The sequence below is a fragment of the Actinomycetospora rhizophila genome (assembly GCF_042657905.1).
GTDB lineage: Bacteria > Actinomycetota > Actinomycetes > Mycobacteriales > Pseudonocardiaceae > Actinomycetospora > Actinomycetospora rhizophila.
The window spans coordinates 241665-258224 of the sequence record NZ_JBHSKG010000001.1 but is presented as its reverse complement, the minus strand read 5'-3'; the positions used below and the strand labels follow the sequence as shown (position 1 = coordinate 258224).

Sequence of the window (16560 nt, the reverse complement as noted above, 5' to 3'; positions counted from 1 at the left end):
CGCGGGCGCGGTGTCGAGGGGGACCCGCGCGTCCCACAGCCCGCGCCCGGACGGGTCGGTGTAGGCGTGGTCCGGGCGGCCGTCGTCGTCGAGGTCGAGCACCGAGCGGTCGGCGACGCCGTCGCCGTCGGCGTCCCACAGCGCGTCGTCGACCCGCCCGTCGCCGTCGAAGTCGAGGGCGACCGCGTCCAGGTCGCGGTCGGGGTCGCCGGGCGGGCCCAGGTCGAGGTCGGCGCGCGAGACGTGACGGTGCACCGGGCCCTCCCCGGTGCCGAAGACATAGGCCAGTGAGGTCACACCCGGTTCGACGCAGCCGTCAGCCGTCCGGTTCCGCGATCCCTTGATCGGCCGCCCACCGCAGCAGCTCCTCGCGGGCCTCGTCGTGGTCGAGCGGCCCGCGCTCGAGGCGCACGTCCTTGAGGTGGCGCCAGGCCTTCCCCACCAGCGGACCGGGCGGGAGACCCAGCAGCTCCATGATCGCGTTGCCGTCGAGGTCCGGGCGCACGCGCGCCAGGTCCTCCTCCTGCGCGATCCGGCCGATCCGCTCCTCGAGGTCGTCGTAGGAGCGCTGCAGAGCGGCGGCCCGGCGCTTGTTGCGCGTCGTCGAGTCCGACCGGACGAGCTTGTGCAGCCGGTCGAGCAGCGGCCCGGCGTCGGTGACGTAGCGGCGCACGGCGGAGTCGGTCCACTCGCCCTTGCCGTAGCCGTGGAAGCGCAGGTGCAGGAACACGAGCTGCGCGACGTCCTCGACGACCTGCTTCGGGTAGCGCAGCTCGCGCAGCCGCCGGCGCGTCATCTTCGCGCCGACCACCTCGTGGTGGTGGAAGCTCACCCGCTTCCCCGGCTCGACCTTGCGGGTGGCCGGCTTGCCGATGTCGTGCAGCAGCGCGGCCAGGCGCAGCACGAGGTCGGGGCCGTCGGTCTCGCGCCCGATCGCCTGCTCCATGACCGTCAGCGAGTGCTCGTAGACGTCCTTGTGCTGGGCGTGCTCGTCGATCTCGAGGCGCATCGCGGGCACCTCGGGCAGCACGACGTCGGCGAGCCCGGTGTCGACCATCAGCTCGATCCCGCGCCGCGGGTGGGCGCCGAGCAGCAGCTTCGAGAGCTCCGCCTGCACGCGCTCGGCGGTGATGCGGCCGAGCTCGGGCGCCATGTCCGTCATCGCCTGCCGGACCCGCGGCGCGACCTCGAAGCCCAGCTGCGAGACGAAGCGGGCCGCGCGCAGCAGGCGCAGCGGGTCGTCGCCGAAGGAGGTCCGCGGGTCGGTCGGGGTGTCGAGGACGCCCCGGGCCAGCGCCGCGAGCCCGCCGTAGGGGTCGACGAACGTGCGGTCGGGCAGCGAGAGCGCCATCGCGTTGGCGGTGAAGTCGCGCCGCACGAGGTCGCCCTCGACGGTGTCGCCGAACGCGACGACGGGGTTGCGGGTCACGCCGTCGTAGGCGTCGGCGCGGAACGTGGTGATCTCGAGGGTGACGCCGTGGCGGGCCGCGCCGACGGTGCCGAAGGCGATCCCCGTGTCCCAGACGGCCTCGGCCCACCCGGACACCAGGCGCTGGATCACGTCGGGGCGCGCGTCGGTGGTGAAGTCCAGGTCGCTGGAGGACCGACCGAGCAGCGCGTCGCGCACGCTCCCGCCGACGAGGTACAGGCGGTGGCCGGCGTCGGCGAACCGCCGGGCGAGCTCGTCGGCCACGGGGGCGTAGCTCAGCATCTCGACCACCGCCGCGTGATCGGCGCCGGTCGTGGACGTAGGGGCTGGCGCGGGTCCGGGCACGACAGGACAGGCTACCGCGAGCAGGCGGAGCGGCCGGGAGGGCGGATCCGCGAGCACGACACCCGCGCGTCGATCCGCGGACAGATCCCCGTCACGGCGGGGGCGCCGTACGATCGCGGTCGTGTCCAGCCCGTCCCGCCGGTCCGGCGACCGGCGACGGCGTGGCTCCCGGCGGCGGATGCGCACGGTCGACGAGACCTCGGCGGGAGGCCTCGTCGTCGACGCCGCCGGCACGAGTGCGGCCCTCATCGGCCGCCTCGACCGTCGCGGGCGCCTGCTGTGGTCGCTGCCGAAGGGTCACCTCGAGGAGGGCGAGACCGCGGAGCAGGCCGCCGTGCGGGAGGTCGAGGAGGAGACCGGCATCATCGCGTCCGTGCGGGCGTTCCTCGGCAGCATCGACTACTGGTTCGTCGCCGAGGACCGCCGCATCCACAAGACGGTGCACCACTACCTGCTGCGGGCCCACGGCGGCGAGCTCTCCGACGCCGACGTCGAGGTCACCGAGGTGGCCTGGGTGCCGCTCGGCGAGCTCGACTCCCGCCTGGCCTACGCCGACGAGCGCCGCCTGGTGCGCCGCGCCGCCCAGATCCTGGAGGAGTCGGCGTGAGCCCTCCCCGCCGCCCGCGGGGAGCCCTTCGTCGTCCGCTGCGGGCCCTCGCGCCGGGCCTCGTGGCCGCCCTGGCGGGCCTGCTGCTGGTGCTGGTCGCGCCGCCCGCCGCGGTGGCGGCGCCGCCGGAGCGCACGGTGGACGTCGTGCTCGACACGATGACGCCCCGCGTGGTCACCGCCGACGGGCCGCCGGAGCTGGTCGTCAGCGGGCGGGTCGTCAACCGGTCCGCGGTCACCGGCCGCGACGTGACGGTGCGCCTCGAGCGGGGCGCGGCCGTGTCGGGCAGCCGCGCCGCGCTCGGCGCGCTCGACGGGGGCGGGGCGGGCGCCGCGGTGCGGACGCCGCCGGTCGCGGTCGCCGCGGCGATCGCGCCGGGCACCGAGGCGCCGTTCCTCGTCCGGGTGCCGCTCACCGGGCCGGCGTCGCTGGCGATCGCGGCGCCGGGCGTGCACCCCCTGCTGGTCGGCGTCGACGGTGCCCTCGGCGGTGCGGGCGCGACCCGTCTCGGCGCGGTCCGCGTCCTGCTCCCGGTCGTCGGCGTGCCGGGCGGGGGCCCGCCGGCGGCACCCCCGGTCGGCCGGGCCGCCGCGGTCTCGCTGCTCTACCCGCTCGCCGACCGCCCCCGGCGCGTCCCCGTCCTGCCCGGCGCGCCCACGCTGCTCACCGACGACGACCTGGCCACGTCGTTCGCCCCCGGCGGGCGGCTCGCCGGGCTCGTCGACGCCCTCGGCCGCGCGGCGCCGCCCGGCTCGGCGGCCGCGCGGTCGACCTGCCTGGCGGTCGACGCCGACCTGCTGGAGACCGCGCAGGCGATGGCCGGGGGCTACGAGGTCCGCACCGCGGGGGGCACCGTGCCCGGCGCGGGGGCCGTGGCCGCGGGCCGGTGGCTCGACGCGGTCCGCACCCAGGCCCGCGGCCGCTGCGTGACCGCCCTGCCCTACGCCGGCACCGACCTCGTCGCCACCGCCCGCGGGGCCACCGACCTGTCCGCCGCGGCGATCAGCACCGGCACCCGGCGCGTCGGCGACATCCTGGGGACCACGCCGGTCCCCGGCACCGTGTGGCCCGCCGGCGGCGTCCTCGACGACCGGGCCCTCGCCGACCTCGCCGCCGGCGGCACCCGCACCGTGCTGCTCGACGGCGACGTCCTCGCGGGCACCCTCCCCACCGGCGCGCTCGCCCGGTTGCCGGGCGCGCCGGGGCCGGCCGCCGTCGCCCTCGACCCGGTCGCCCTCGAGGCGCTCGCCCCGCGCACCGGCGACGACGACCCCGGCGACTCCACCAGCCCCGCCGGCACCGCCGCGCCGCTCGCCGCCCAGGACGCCCTCGGTGTGCTGGGGCTGCGGGCCCTGCAGGAGACGCCCACGAGCGGGCCGCCGCCCGTCACCGTGCTCGCGCCGCCCGCCGACTGGGCCGCGAGCGGCGCCGAGGCGAGCGCCCTGTTCGCGGGCATCGAGGACCTCACGCGCCTCGGTCTCGCGCGCCCCGTCGACCTCGCCGGCCTCGTCGGACCGGTCGGTGCCGGCACCCCGCTGCCCGCGGCCACCCCGGGACCCCGCGCCGGGGACGTCGACGCCGTGGCCGCGCCGGTGGTGGCCCGCGCCGTCGAGGTCCGGGACGGACAGCGCGCGCTGCTCGCCGCCACCGAGCGCGACGGCGTCGGCGCGCCCTCGCCGTCCGACTTCGTCGAACCGCTCACCGACAACATCCTGCGCAGCCTCTCCGCGGCGTGGCGCGGCGATCCGGTCGCCCAGGAGGCGCAGATCGGGGCCGTCGAGCGGCAGGCCGCCGAGCTGCGCGCCGCGGTGCGGGTCGTCCAGCCCTCCGGGTCGTACTCGCTGGGGACCAACGACGCCCCGCTGCTGCTGACCGTGGAGAACCGGCTGCCGGTGGCCGTCCGGGTCCAGGTCGTGCTCGAGCCCACGAACGGCCTGCGCACCGGGCCGCTGCCCGTCGTCACCGTGCCCGCGTTCGGGAGCAGGCAGGTCCAGGTGGAGGTCGAGGTCACCCGGGCCGGGCAGTTCCAGGTGGACGCGCAGGCCCGGACACCGGGGGGTGAACCTCTCGGACCCACGGCTCGTCTGCTGCTGCGATCGACGGCCTACGGCACGATCACGGTGTGGTTGACCGCGTCCGCAGCCGTCGTGCTGGTGATCCTGGCGAGCGTCCGGATCGCTCGCCGGGTGCTGGCGGCCCGGCGCGACCGCAGGTCCCGCCGCAGGCGCCGGCGCGGCGACCCGACCAGCCCGGAGGGACCGGACCTGCCGACACGCGAGCTGCAGAGACGGTGACCGCCCGTGACCCGGGCCACCGGCCGGACGACGCGCCCGCCGACGAGGTCGGGGCCGGGCGCGAGGCCGACGCGGCTCCCGAGGTCGTCCCTCCGCCGCCCGCCCACGGCGACGTCCCGCCCGACCGGCCGGGCCGGCCGACAGCCGGGCCGTCCGGACAGTCCGGACAGTCCGGGCCGCACGGGCCGCACGGGCCGTGCCCGGCCCCGCCGTCCGGGGCGCCGGAGGCCCGGCCCCCGCAGGGCGCCCCGCACGGCCCGCCGCCGGGCGGACCCGTGCCGGGACCGCCCCCGGGCTCCCCGCCGGGCCCGCCCGCCGCGCCGCCCCGGCCCCCGCCCGCGCCGCCCCGGGGTGCGCCGGCACCGCCCCACGGAGCGCCTCCGGGCCCGCCCCGACCCCCGGCCGGACCACCGCCGGCCGGACCACCGCCGGCCGGACCACCCCCGGCCGGACGTCCCGGACCGGTGCACCGCCCGGGCCGCCCGGCACCGGGCGGTCCCGCCGGCGGTTCTCCCGTGCCCCCGGTCCGCCCGCCGGGCTCGCCGCCCGGCGCCGCCGCGGACGAGCCGTCCACCACCGGCCTGACCGCGCCCACTGCCGCGGTCGAGGCCGTCGACACCACGGCGGCCGCCGACCCGGCCGACGCCGGCGACCTCACCGCGACGGTGCCCGGGCGCCCGGCGGTCGACCCGCACCGCACCGAGGTCCTGCGCACCGGCCCGCGCGACGAGCGCACCGTGCGCACCGCCCGCCCGGCCCCGCTCGCGTCGTGGAGCTACGCGGGGTCCGCCGACGAGACCGTGCTGCTCCCGCGGGCGCCCCTCGAGGACGGCGCGCCCGCCGTCCCGAAGCCCCGCGATCCGGCGGACGAGTCGGGGCGCGACGACAAGGCGCTCGTGAAGGCGTCGGGCGGCATGGCCGTCGCGACCCTCGTGAGCCGTCTCACGGGCTTCCTGCGCACCCTCGGGCTCACCGCGATCGTCGGCCTCAACCTCGTCGGCAGCTCGTTCAACGTCGCGAACACCCTGCCGAACATCATCTTCGAGCTCCTGCTCGGCGGGGTGCTGACCAGCGTCGTCATCCCCGTCCTCGTCCAGGCAGCGAAGGAGGACGGCGACCGCGGCGACGCGTTCGCCCAGAAGCTGCTCTCCGGCGCGACCGTGGGCCTGCTGATCGCGACCACCCTCGCGGTGGTCGCGGCGCCCCTGCTCATCCGGCCGTACCTGGACCCGAGCGTCGACGTCGAGCTCGCGGTCGACTTCGCCTACCTGCTCCTGCCGCAGATCTTCTTCTACGGCATGGGCGCCCTGTTCGGCGCGATCCTCAACTCGCGGGCCAACTTCGGTCCCGCCGCGTGGGCGCCGGTGCTCAACAACCTCGTGGCGCTCGTCGCGCTCGGCATCTACGCGGTGCTCCCGTCGCCCCCGGAGGGCATCTCGGACACCCAGCTGCTGGTGCTGGGCGTGGGCAGCACGCTGGGCATCGTCGTGCAGGCCGCCGTGATGCTCCCGGCGATGCGCCGCGTCGGCTTCCACTGGAAGTGGCGCTTCGGGTGGGACCGCCGCCTCTCGGCGTTCGGCGGGCTCGCGGCGTGGGTCGTGGGGTACGTGCTGGTCAGCCAGGTCGGCCTCGCCGCGATCCTGCGGGTCGCCTCCGGCTCCGACGAGGGCGGGCCGGCCATCTACAGCTACGCCTGGCTGCTCATCCAGGTGCCCTACGGGGTGCTCGGCGTGTCGCTGCTGACCGCCCTGATGCCCCGGATGAGCGCCGCCGCCGCGAACGGGCGCACCGACCAGGTCGTCGCCGACCTCTCGCTGGGCACCCGCCTGTCCACCGTGACGCTGCTGCCGATGAGCGCCCTGCTCACCGTCTTCGGCTCGCAGCTCGGCGTCGCGCTGTTCAGCGTCGGGCGCTCGGGCCCGGAGGGCGCCGCGGCGCTGGGCGGCGCCATGGCCGCGTCCGCGTTCGGCCTGCTCCCGATGGCGGTCGTGATGCTCCAGATGCGCGTCTTCTACGCGATGAACGACGCCCGCACGCCGACACTGATCATGGTCGTGATCACGGCGATCAAGGTGCCGATGGCCTACCTGTGCCCGGTGCTGCTGCCGCCCGAGCAGGTCGTGCTGGGGCTGGCCGGGGTGAACGCGTTCGGGTTCGTCGTCGGCCTGGTGGTCGGCAACATCTGGCTGCGCATCCGGCTCGGGAACCTCGACACCCGCCGGGTGCTGCGCACGTTCGTGCTCACGCTGCTCGCGTCGATCGTCGCCGTGCTCGTGGCCGTGCTCTGCGTGACGCTGCTCGAGCGGGTCCTCGGCGGGAGCACCTCGCTGGTGCTGCGGTCGTGGCTCGTGCTCGTCAGCGGGTCGGCGGTCTTCCTGGTGGTCGTCGCGGTGGCCATGCGGCTGCTGCGGGTGCCCGAGCTGGAGCCCGTGGTCTCGCGGCTGCGCCGGCTGCTGGGCCGCGGGCGGGCGTCCACGAGCTGACGTTGGTCCACGCGGGTGGCACCGGGGTGGTGATGGGCAACCCCCGGGGCGGGCCCGGCGTCCCCCGAGGCGGACCGTCGGTCCCGTAGGCTCACGACGTCGAGGGGGAGGTGAGGAGGGTGGCCGGCGAACCGTCGGGAGAGCGCTCGCCCGCGGGCCCCTCGTCCGAGGAGACCGAGGCCGCGGCGCAGGGCGCGAACGGACACGAATCGCGCGTGCCACGCCGCACCGGTGTCGGCCTCGACGGGCCGACGATGCACGTCGCGCCCTCCGCCGCCCCCGAGAACGGCGCCGCCACCCCCAACGGCTCCGGCACCCCGAACGGTGCCGGAACGCCGAACGGTGCCGGTGGCGCCGGGCGCGCACCGAGCGGTCCCGCCGCGCAGGGTCCCGGTCCCGGCCGCCCCCCGGGCCCGCCGTCGGCGCCCTTCCCCGCGCCGCCCCGCCGCCCGGGACGCGGTCCGCTGCGCCCCGGCCCGTCGTCCGGCCCGATGCCCCACGCCGGGGCGCTCATGCCCGGCACGCTGCTGGCCGAGCGCTACCGCCTGGTCGCCGAGGTGGGCCGCGACCGCAGCGCCGACGCCACCCTGTGGAAGGCGCGCGACGTGATGCTCGAGCGCGACGTGGCGATCACGCTGCTCGTCGGCTCCTGGCAGGGCGACGCGCGCGCCTCCGCGATGCTGTCGCGGGCCACCCGCTCGGCGCACTTCGAGCACCCGCACGCCGCCCGCATCCTCGACGTCGTCCGGCCCGGCGGCAGCCCGCTCCCGCCCGGGGTGCTGGGTGCCGCGGTCGCCGAGTGGACGCCGGGCCGCGACCTCGCCGAGCTCGTCGCCGACGGGCCGCTGCGCCCCAGCGCCGCGCTGCGCGTCATCGAGCCCCTCGCCGACGCGGTCGCCGCCGCGCACCGGTCGGGGCTCGTCCTCGGCCTCGACCACCCGCAGCGCGTGCGGGTCAGCGCCCGGGCGGCCACCCGGCTCGCGTTCCCGATGCCGCGCGGCGACGCCTCCAACGCCGACGACGTCCACGGCCTCGGTGCCCTGCTGTACCTGCTGCTCACCGCCCGGTGGCCCGGCGGCGAGGGCGCGCGGACCCCGGCCGGCCTGCGGCCCGCGCCGCACGGCCCCGACGGCGCGCCGGTGTCGGCGCGCCAGCTGCGCCCCGACCTGCCCACCGAGCTCGCGGCGCTGGTCGACCGCACCCTCGACGAGGACGGCGGTATCCGCACCGCGGCCGCCGTGCACCGCCTCGTCACGCAGATGCGCGAGGGCCTCGAGGACGACGGCGTGCTGCTGCCGGTGCTCGAGAACGGCCAGACGATCGACGCCGACGACCCCACCGAGGTCTGGCACGACGACGCCGTCCCGGAGCCGGTGCCCGACCCCTCGCGCAAGCGCAAGCTGCGCGTCGGCGTCACCGCGCTGGTGATCGCCACCCTGGCGATCCTCGGGTTCGTCACCTACCAGGTCGTCTCGGTGGTCGCGGGCGGCGGCTCGTCGGCCCCGCCGGTGGTCGTGATCCCGCCCGAGCCCACGGCGGCGGCCCCGCCCGCCTCCCCGGCCCCGGCGCCCGCGCCGGCACCCGCCCCGGCGCCGGCGCCGGGCACACCGGTGCAGCTCTCGAGCGTCGCCGTGTACAGCCCGGCCGGCAGCCCCGACAACCCGACGCGCATCAACCGCGCCGCGGACAACGACCCGTCGACCACCTGGTCGACCTCGCAGTACCGCCAGCAGCTCCCGGCGCTCAAGCCCGGGATCGGCATGATGACCACCTTCACGGCACCGTCCGCGGTGTCCGCGGTCACGGTGCGCTCGCCCAGCCCGGGCACGCGCATCGAGATCCGGTCGGCGCCCGCCGCCGACGTGCCGGTCGCCCAGACCCAGCTCCTCGGCACCGGGACGGTCGAGGGCGACCAGCTGCGGATCCCCCTGCAGGCGGCGCCGCCCACGGGCAACCTGCTGATCTGGATCACGGCGCTGGGCCAGGACGACGACGACCGGTACGTCAGCGAGCTCGCCGACGTGACGATCGAGCGCGCCGGCCCCTGACCGGCTTTCCCGAAACGGCCCCGTGAGCAGGGCCCCGCTGGCTAGCGTCCAGCTCCGTGCCCGACCCGCCGTCCGATCCGCGCAGCGACCGCGAGCTGCTCGCGGCGCACGTGGCGGGGCAGGCCGGGGCGTTCGACGAACTCGTGCGCCGCTACGCCGAGCGCCTGTGGCTGCTCGCCTTCCGCACCCTCGACCACCGCGAGGACGCTGCCGACGCCGTCCAGGAGACCTTCGTGTCCGCCCTGCGCAGCGCACACCGCTACCGCGGGGAGTCCGAGGTGTCGACGTGGCTGCACCGCATCACCGTCAACGCCTGCCTCGACCGCATCCGGCGGCGCCGCACCCGCGCCGTCGAGCCGCTCGCCGGTCACGACCTGCCCACGCCGCGCGACGGGATCGACGACCACCTCACCCGGCTCACGGTCGCCGACGCGCTCGCCACGCTGCCGGACGGCCAGCGCCTCGCCGTGGTGCTCGTCGACGTGCACGGCTTCTCGATCACCGAGACCGCCGCGGTCCTCGGGGTCCGGGAGGGCACCATCAAGAGCCGCTGCGCGCGGGCACGGGGCCGACTGGCCGGGCTGCTCGGGCACCTGCGGCCCCGCGCGGAGGCCACGGACGGTCCGGGCGAGCACGAGACCGGCGGGAACGCCGGGGGCGCCGGCGGCGTCCAATCCACGAGCGGACCGCGCGGACGAGCCCGGAGGGGAGGAGGACCGTGAGCGACGAGCGTGACCCCGACCGTGACGACCTCCCCGATCCCGACGACCCCGTGGTGGCCGCCGCCCTGGCACGCACCCGGGCCGACCTCGCGGCCCACGGCGCGCAGGCCCCGGCGATGCCGGCCGGTCTGCTGGGCGACATCGACCGGGCGCTCGCGGCGGAGCGGGCCACCCCGCCCGCGAGCAGCACCGGGCGAGGACGGCCCCGCCGCGTCCTCGCCGGCGCCGCGCTGGCCGTCGTCGCGGCGGCGGCCGCGATCGCGGCGGTCGTCGCGTCCGTCACCGGGCCGGCGGCCCCGGCGCCCGCACCGACCGCGGCGCCCGTCCCCGACACGCCGATGCTGAGCAGTGGCGACGGCGTGTCGGCCCTGCGTGCCGGACTGGGCCGCACCGACTACGGACCGCTCGCCGACCCGGGACGCCTCGCCGGCTGCCTCGCCGCACACGGGGTGCCGGCGGGCACCCGACCGGCCGGCGCACGCCAGGTCGTCGTCGACGGGCGTCCCGGCGTGCTGCTCGTCCTGCCGACGGGGGTGGCCGCGCGCTTCCGGCTGCTCGTCGTCGAGCCGGGATGCGCCGCCGGGGCACCGCTCACCGTGTCCGACACGCTCGTCGGCCGGTGAGCGGCACCGCGCGGGGAATCCTGAGGGGCCCCGGGACGTTGACGCCCACGTGAGCGACCAGACCATCCACGACGTCATCATCGTGGGCTCGGGCCCGGCCGGGTACACGGCGGCGGTCTACGCCTCGCGCGCCCAGCTCGACGTGGTGGTGTTCGAGGGCAGCCAGTTCGGCGGCGCCCTCATGACCACCACGGGCGTCGAGAACTACCCCGGGTTCGCCGACGAGATCCAGGGCCCCGAGCTGATGGACCGCATGCGCCGCCAGGCCGAGCGGTTCGGGGCGGTGCTGCGCCCGGAGGACGTCGACGCCCTCGACCTCCACGGCGAGGTCAAGTCGGTCCGCGCGCACGGCACCGAGCACCGCGCCCGCGCCGTCATCCTCGCGATGGGCGCGCAGGCCCGCTACCTCGGCGTCCCCGGCGAGGAGAAGCTGCTCGGCCGCGGCGTCAGCGCCTGCGCCACCTGCGACGGCTTCTTCTTCCGCGACCACGACATCGTCGTGGTCGGCGGCGGCGACTCCGCGATGGAGGAGGCTACCTTCCTCACCCGTTTCGCCCGGTCGGTGACGATCCTGCACCGTCGCAGCGAATTCCGGGCATCCGGGATCATGCTGGAGCGCGCCCGCCAGGACCCGAAGATCACCATCCGGACGGACACGGTGGTCGAGGAGGTCCTCGGCGACACCACCGTCGAGGGCGTGCGGGTGCGCAACACGATCAGCGGCGAGGAGGAGACGCTGCCCGTGACGGGCTTCTTCGTCGCCGTCGGTCACGACCCGCGCTCGGGTCTCGTGCGCGACGTCGTCGACACCGACGACGAGGGCTACGTCCGCGTGGCGCTGCCCGGCACCGGCACCAACGTCCCCGGCGTGTTCGCCTGCGGCGACCTCGTCGACCACACCTACCGCCAGGCCATCACGGCCGCCGGCAGCGGGTGCCAGGCCTCGATCGACGCCGAGCGCTGGCTCGCCGAGCAGCCCGACAACACCCGCGACACCGCGCCGCCGCCCACCCCGGGCGTCGACGGTGCCGAGGTGGACGAGCTCGACTCGATCCACGCCCGCGACGGTGGTCCGGTGGCCCGTGGGGGCACCCACGGCTCGGTCGACGAAGGCTCGCCCGAGCCCGCCGGCCCGATCGACGCAGCCGTCCCCGCCCCGTCCTGATCCGTCCCGACATGCCGTCACCATCCCCTGGGAGAGGAAAGCCGCGATGAGCGCGCCCGTGAACGTCACCGATGCCACCTTCGCCGACGAGGTCCTGCAGAGCGACAAGCCCGTCGTCGTCGACTTCTGGGCGACCTGGTGCGGCCCCTGCAAGATGGTCGCGCCGGTCCTCGAGGAGATCGCCGCCGAGCACGGCGACAAGCTGACCGTGGCCAAGCTCGACATCGACCAGAACCCGGCCACCGCCCGGGACTACCAGGTCATGTCGATCCCGACCCTCCTGGTCTTCCAGGGCGGCAAGCCGGTCAAGCAGATCGTCGGCGCCAAGCCGAAGTCGGTCCTGCTCGACGACCTCTCCGACGTGCTCGCCTGATCTCCTCGCCACGGAGGATCGGCGACCGTCCGTCGCACCCGGCGCCGGGTGACCGTCCTCACGGACGGCCGCCCGGCGCCGTCGCATGTCCGCCCGGCGAGCCCGAACCGTGACCTGCGGCCGCCGAACGACATTGCCCCGCTTCACGGTGGGACGCCCGGGACAGGGCACAATGAGACGCCAGTGAAGGCGCGACGACACGTGGAGTCCGGATCCCGGACGCAGACGATCGGGAGCGAAGTGCATGCAGCTGCTGAGCCGCGGTGACGCCGGCCCGCCGGTCGCCGAGGTCCGGGCAGCACTCGAGGAGATGGGCATCCTCGAGCCGGCCGGCCCCGGGCCGGCCCTGTTCGACGACCAGCTCGAGCAGGCCGTGCGCATCTTCCAGCAGCACCGCGGGCTGATCACCGACGGCATCGTCGGGCCCGCCACCTACCGCGCCCTGCGCGACGCCCGGTGGGCCCTCGGCGACCGCATGCTGCTGCTCAACACCCAGCAGCCGCTCACGGGCGACGACGTGTTCTCGCTGCAGGAGCGCCTCCTGGAGCTCGGGTACGACTCGGGACGCGCGGACGGTGTCTTCGGCCGCCAGACCGAGCAGGCCCTGCGCAGCTTCCAGCGCGACTACGGCATGAGCCCCGACGGCATGTGCGGGCCCCGCACCCTGCGCCACCTGGGCTACCTCGGCCGCAAGGTCACCGGCGGCCGTCCCGGCCTGCTGCGTGAGCAGGAGCGCCTGCACCGCGCCGGGCCCCGGCTGTCGGGCAAGCGGATCGTCATCGACCCGGGCCACGGCGGCGCCGACCGCGGTGTCTCGGTGGGCCAGGGCGCCGAGGCGGTCACCGAGGCCGGGATCGTCGGCGACGTCGCCCGCCGCCTCGAGGGCCGGATGGCCGCGGCCGGCATGGAGGCGCTGCTCTCCCACGGCCCGCACGACTGCCCCACCGACGCCGAGCGCGCCGGCTTCGCCAACTCGGCGGGGGCCGACGTCGTGCTCTCGCTGCACGTCGACGCCAACGCGAGCCCCGCCGCCAACGGCCTGGCCGCGTTCCACTTCGGCACCGGCAACGGCGCCACCTCGACCGTCGGCGAGGCCCTCGCGGGCTTCATCCACCGCGAGCTCCTGGCCCGCACCCGGATGCTCGACTGCGGGGTGCACCCGCGGCCCTGGGAGCTGTTGCGGCTCACCCGCATGCCCGCGGTGCGCGTCGAGATCGGCTACCTGACCAACGACCGCGACCGCGCCGCCCTGCTCGACCCCGGGTTCCGCGACGTCGTCGCCGAGGGCATCCTCGTCGCGGTCAAGCGGCTCTACCTGCTCGGCCAGGACGACAAGCCCACCGGCACGTTCACCTGGGCCGAGGTCCTGCAGCGCGAGAGCAATCGGCCCGCCGGCGTCTGAGCTCACGCCCTCCTCGACGACGAGGAGACGGCAGGACAGCGCTCCTTCCTCGCGCTGTCCTGCCGTTCCCGCGCCTCGGGTGCTAGTTCGCGCGCGCCGGCGCGGCGGCCGGGGCCGTCGAGATCGTCACCGAGCCCAGCAGCTGGGCGATGGCGGCCTCGACGTCCTCCTTCCAGTTGAAGCCGGTGCGCAGCTCGTAGCGCATCCGGGGCCAGCGGGGGTGCGGCGCGACGGTCTTGAAACCGACCGCGCGCAGGAACGCTGCCGGGAGCACGCAGGTCGGGGTGTCCAGGTCGGTCCGCCCGTGGCCCTCGGCGCGCGGACGCTCGGTGTCGTCGGCGAACGCCTCGACGGCCTTGACGCCGCGGCGCGTGAGGTCGCGGACGACGTCCTGGATCAGCAGGCGCCCGATGCCCTCACCGGCGAAGTCGGGCAGGACGTGGAGGCCGCAGAGCAGCACGGCGTCCGGCGACACGGGGGCCGTCGGGAACGCCGCCGCGCGGGGGACCACCGTCGGCGGGGCGTAGAACGCGAACCCGGCCGGCACGCCGTCGACGTGGGCGACCCGCCCGCAGCTGCCCCACTCGAGCAGCACGCCGGAGACCCAGGCCTCCTTCTCTAGCTCGAGGGTCCCGAACTCCTCGGCCTGGTCGCTCAGGTGCGGGGGGATCTCCCAGTAGACACAGCGGCGGCACTGCTTCGGCAGCTCCTCGATGTTGTCGAGGGTGACCCCGACACAGGTGCGCGACACGCGTTCCGCCTTCCCCGACCGACCCGGCCATGAGAGCCGGGTGCCGCTTCGCTGCGTCCGCCCGACCGTTGCCGCCGTGAGGATACGGTCCCGCCTCCGGACGGTGCCGGTCGCGGGTCCCCCGGGTGGACCAATCGCCCTCCGGAACCACCCACCGCGGTCGGACTCGGGCGCCTGTCGCGGCTCTGCGTCGATCTCAGGGCGCCCCCAGATCGACGCTGAGACCCTGGACTATCAGTCCCGGGGTGGGGGGCCCGAGGAGGGGTCCGGACCCATCAGACGCGCGATGCGCTCCAGATCGTCCACCGAGCCGAACTCCACGACGATCCGGCCCTTGCGCTGGCCCAGCTCGACCTTGACCCGGGTGTCGAACGTGTCCGAGAGCCGCTCCGCGAGGTCCTGGAGCCCCGGCGCGTGCATCGGCCGCCGGGCCGGCGCGCGCTTGGCGGGCGGCTGCCCTCCGCGCGCCAGCGTCACCGCCTCCTCCGCCGCGCGCACCGACAGACCTTCGGCGACGATGCGCGCCGCGAGCTCCTCCTGGGCGCCCGCGTCGTCGAGGCCCAGCAGGGCGCGGGCGTGGCCGGCCGAGAGCACCCCGGCGGCGACGCGGCGCTGCACCGCGACGGGCAGCCGGAGCAGCCGGATCGTGTTGGTGATCGCCGGCCGGCTGCGGCCGATGCGGTCGGCGAGCTGCTCGTGCGTCACGTCGAACTCGGTGAGCAGCTGCTGGTAGGCGGCCGCCTCCTCGAGCGGGTTGAGCTGGACGCGGTGGATGTTCTCCAGCAGCGCGTCGCGCAGCAGCGTGTCGTCGGGCGTCCGCCGGACGATCGCCGGGATGTGCTCGAGGCCGACCTTCTGGGCGGCGCGCCAGCGGCGCTCGCCCATGACGAGCTCGTGGGTGAGCACGGGGCCGCCGTCGAAACCCGGCTCCGGCTCGGTCAGCTCGCGGACGACGATCGGCTGCAGCAGCCCGAACTCGCGGATGGAGTGCTCGAGCTCGGCGAGGGCCTCCTCGTCGAACACCGTGCGCGGCTGCCGCGGGTTCGGGCGGATGCCCGACAGGCGCACCTCGCGGTACACCGCACCGGCGACCTCGCCCGACGCCTCCGGGGCGGACGCGGCACCGTTCGACGTGGACGCCGGCTCGTCGGCCGCCGGTGCCGCGGTGTCGGTGCGGCGCGACCCGAACACGACGTCGGCGGCCTGGTTGCCCAGCCCGTGGCGCGACGGCGCGGGGGTGCCCTCGGTCTCGGGCGGCCCGGTGGGGATGAGGGCGGCGAGCCCGCGTCCCAGGCCGCCCCGACGCTCCACCCTCGATGGTCCAGCTCCCCTATCGGCGTGCTCCCTTGACCGCTCCGTGTCCGCCCTTTCGCTCATCGTGCTCCCTCGCCCTCGGGCTGGCGCCGCACGATCGCGCGGGCGGCGAACTCCCGGGCGGCGTCGAGGTAGCTCATCGCCCCACGGGAACCCGGGTCGTAGGTGAGGACGGTCTGGCCGAAGCCGGGCGCCTCCGAGACCTTGACGCTGCGCGGGATGACCGTGCGGAGCACGACCTCGCCGAAGTGGTTGCGCACCTCGGAGGTCACCTGGTCGGCGAGCTTGGTGCGGCCGTCGTACATGGTCAGCAGGATCGTCGACACGTGCAGCCCCGGGTTGAGGTGCGACTGCACGAGGGCGATGTTGTTGAGGAGCTGGGAGAGCCCCTCCAGCGCGTAGTACTCGCACTGGATCGGGATGAGCACCTCGGGCGCGGCGACCATCGCGTTCAGTGTGAGCAGGCCCAGCGACGGCGGGCAGTCGATGAGCACGTAGTCGACGTCCAGCCGGTCGAGCGCGTCGGCGGTGAGCGCGTTCTTGAGCCGCGACTCGCGGTTGAGCATCGACACGAGCTCGATCTCCGAGCCGGCCAGGTCGATGGTCGCCGGGACGCAGAACAGGCCGTCGGCGCGGCCGCACACCGCGGCGGCCTCGTCGATCGTCATCTCCCCGAGGAGCACCTCGTAGATCGAGGGCGTGCCGCTGCGGTGGTCGACGCCCAGGGCGGTGCTGGCGTTGCCCTGCGGGTCGAGGTCGACGACGAGCACGCGCGCCCCGTGCAGCGACAGCGCCGCGGCGAGGTTTACCGTGCTGGTCGTCTTGCCGACGCCGCCCTTCTGGTTGGCGACGGTGATGATGCGGCGCTCCGCGGGGCGGGGCAGCCGGTGGTCCTCGGGGTGCAGCACCCGCGCGGCGCGCGCCGCCTCCTCCGCGATCGGCGTGAGGCCTTCCTCGCCGTGCGGGTAGAGGACCTCACCGGCACCGACCACGCCCGCGCCGAC

13 protein-coding genes are annotated in these 16560 nt (G+C 76.2%); 9 read left to right on the top strand and 4 right to left on the bottom strand.

Annotated features, from left to right (window positions below):
* Positions 1-316 precede the first annotated feature (316 nt).
* Positions 317-1774: a CCA tRNA nucleotidyltransferase gene (locus tag ACFPK1_RS01300; RefSeq protein ID WP_378019081.1), complete on the bottom strand. Its 1458-nt coding sequence runs from the start codon at positions 1772-1774 to the stop codon at positions 317-319.
* Between the two features lie 178 nt (positions 1775-1952).
* On the opposite strand from ACFPK1_RS01300, the gene ACFPK1_RS01295 reads away from it, so the two are divergent.
* The 9 genes from ACFPK1_RS01295 (at position 1953) to ACFPK1_RS01255 (ending at position 13491) form a co-directional block, all read left to right on the top strand.
* The gene (locus ACFPK1_RS01295; protein WP_243741718.1) at positions 1953-2381 is read left to right on the top strand and encodes an NUDIX hydrolase; all 429 of its coding nucleotides are present in this window, start codon (positions 1953-1955) and stop codon (positions 2379-2381) included.
* On the top strand, positions 2378-4675 hold the full coding sequence (locus ACFPK1_RS01290; RefSeq protein WP_378019080.1) for a DUF6049 family protein: 2298 nt from the start codon (positions 2378-2380) through the stop codon (positions 4673-4675). The genes ACFPK1_RS01295 and ACFPK1_RS01290 overlap by 4 nt, the downstream gene beginning before the upstream one ends.
* A 515-nt stretch (positions 4676-5190) precedes the next feature.
* The gene (murJ, locus tag ACFPK1_RS01285) at positions 5191-7158 is read left to right on the top strand and encodes a murein biosynthesis integral membrane protein MurJ (protein WP_378019079.1); all 1968 of its coding nucleotides are present in this window, start codon (positions 5191-5193) and stop codon (positions 7156-7158) included.
* A 119-nt stretch (positions 7159-7277) separates the two neighbouring features.
* On the top strand, positions 7278-9206 hold the full coding sequence (locus tag ACFPK1_RS01280) for a protein kinase family protein (RefSeq protein ID WP_378019078.1): 1929 nt from the start codon (positions 7278-7280) through the stop codon (positions 9204-9206).
* 56 nt (positions 9207-9262) lie between these two features.
* A complete protein-coding gene (sigM, locus tag ACFPK1_RS01275; RefSeq protein WP_378019077.1) occupies positions 9263-9928 on the top strand; it encodes an RNA polymerase sigma factor SigM in 666 nt (221 codons plus the stop codon).
* Complete coding sequence (locus ACFPK1_RS01270; RefSeq protein WP_378019076.1) at positions 9925-10551, top strand: hypothetical protein; 627 nt, start codon at positions 9925-9927, stop codon at positions 10549-10551. The genes sigM and ACFPK1_RS01270 overlap by 4 nt, the downstream gene beginning before the upstream one ends.
* A 49-nt stretch (positions 10552-10600) precedes the next feature.
* A complete protein-coding gene (gene trxB / locus ACFPK1_RS01265; RefSeq protein WP_378019075.1) occupies positions 10601-11716 on the top strand; it encodes a thioredoxin-disulfide reductase in 1116 nt (371 codons plus the stop codon).
* 46 nt (positions 11717-11762) lie between these two features.
* Positions 11763-12089 (top strand): thioredoxin, encoded by a 327-nt coding sequence (trxA, locus tag ACFPK1_RS01260; RefSeq protein ID WP_337705867.1) that lies wholly within the window; start codon positions 11763-11765, stop codon positions 12087-12089.
* A gap of 244 nt (positions 12090-12333) precedes the next feature.
* Positions 12334-13491, top strand: coding sequence for an N-acetylmuramoyl-L-alanine amidase (locus ACFPK1_RS01255; RefSeq protein WP_378019074.1), 1158 nt, complete (start codon positions 12334-12336; stop codon positions 13489-13491).
* Between the two features lie 82 nt (positions 13492-13573).
* Here ACFPK1_RS01255 and ACFPK1_RS01250 read toward each other — a convergent pair whose 3' ends face one another.
* The 3 genes from ACFPK1_RS01250 to ACFPK1_RS01240 all read right to left on the bottom strand — a co-directional run bounded on the left by ACFPK1_RS01250 (position 13574) and on the right by ACFPK1_RS01240 (position 16548).
* Entirely contained in the window at positions 13574-14242 is a 669-nt protein-coding gene (locus tag ACFPK1_RS01250) for a GNAT family N-acetyltransferase (RefSeq protein ID WP_378019073.1), read from the bottom strand.
* Positions 14243-14476: 234 nt separating this feature from the next.
* The gene (locus tag ACFPK1_RS01245; RefSeq protein ID WP_378019072.1) at positions 14477-15553 is read right to left on the bottom strand and encodes a ParB/RepB/Spo0J family partition protein; all 1077 of its coding nucleotides are present in this window, start codon (positions 15551-15553) and stop codon (positions 14477-14479) included.
* 62 nt (positions 15554-15615) lie between these two features.
* On the bottom strand, positions 15616-16548 hold the full coding sequence (locus ACFPK1_RS01240; protein WP_378019544.1) for a ParA family protein: 933 nt from the start codon (positions 16546-16548) through the stop codon (positions 15616-15618).
* Positions 16549-16560: the final 12 nt, after the last annotated feature.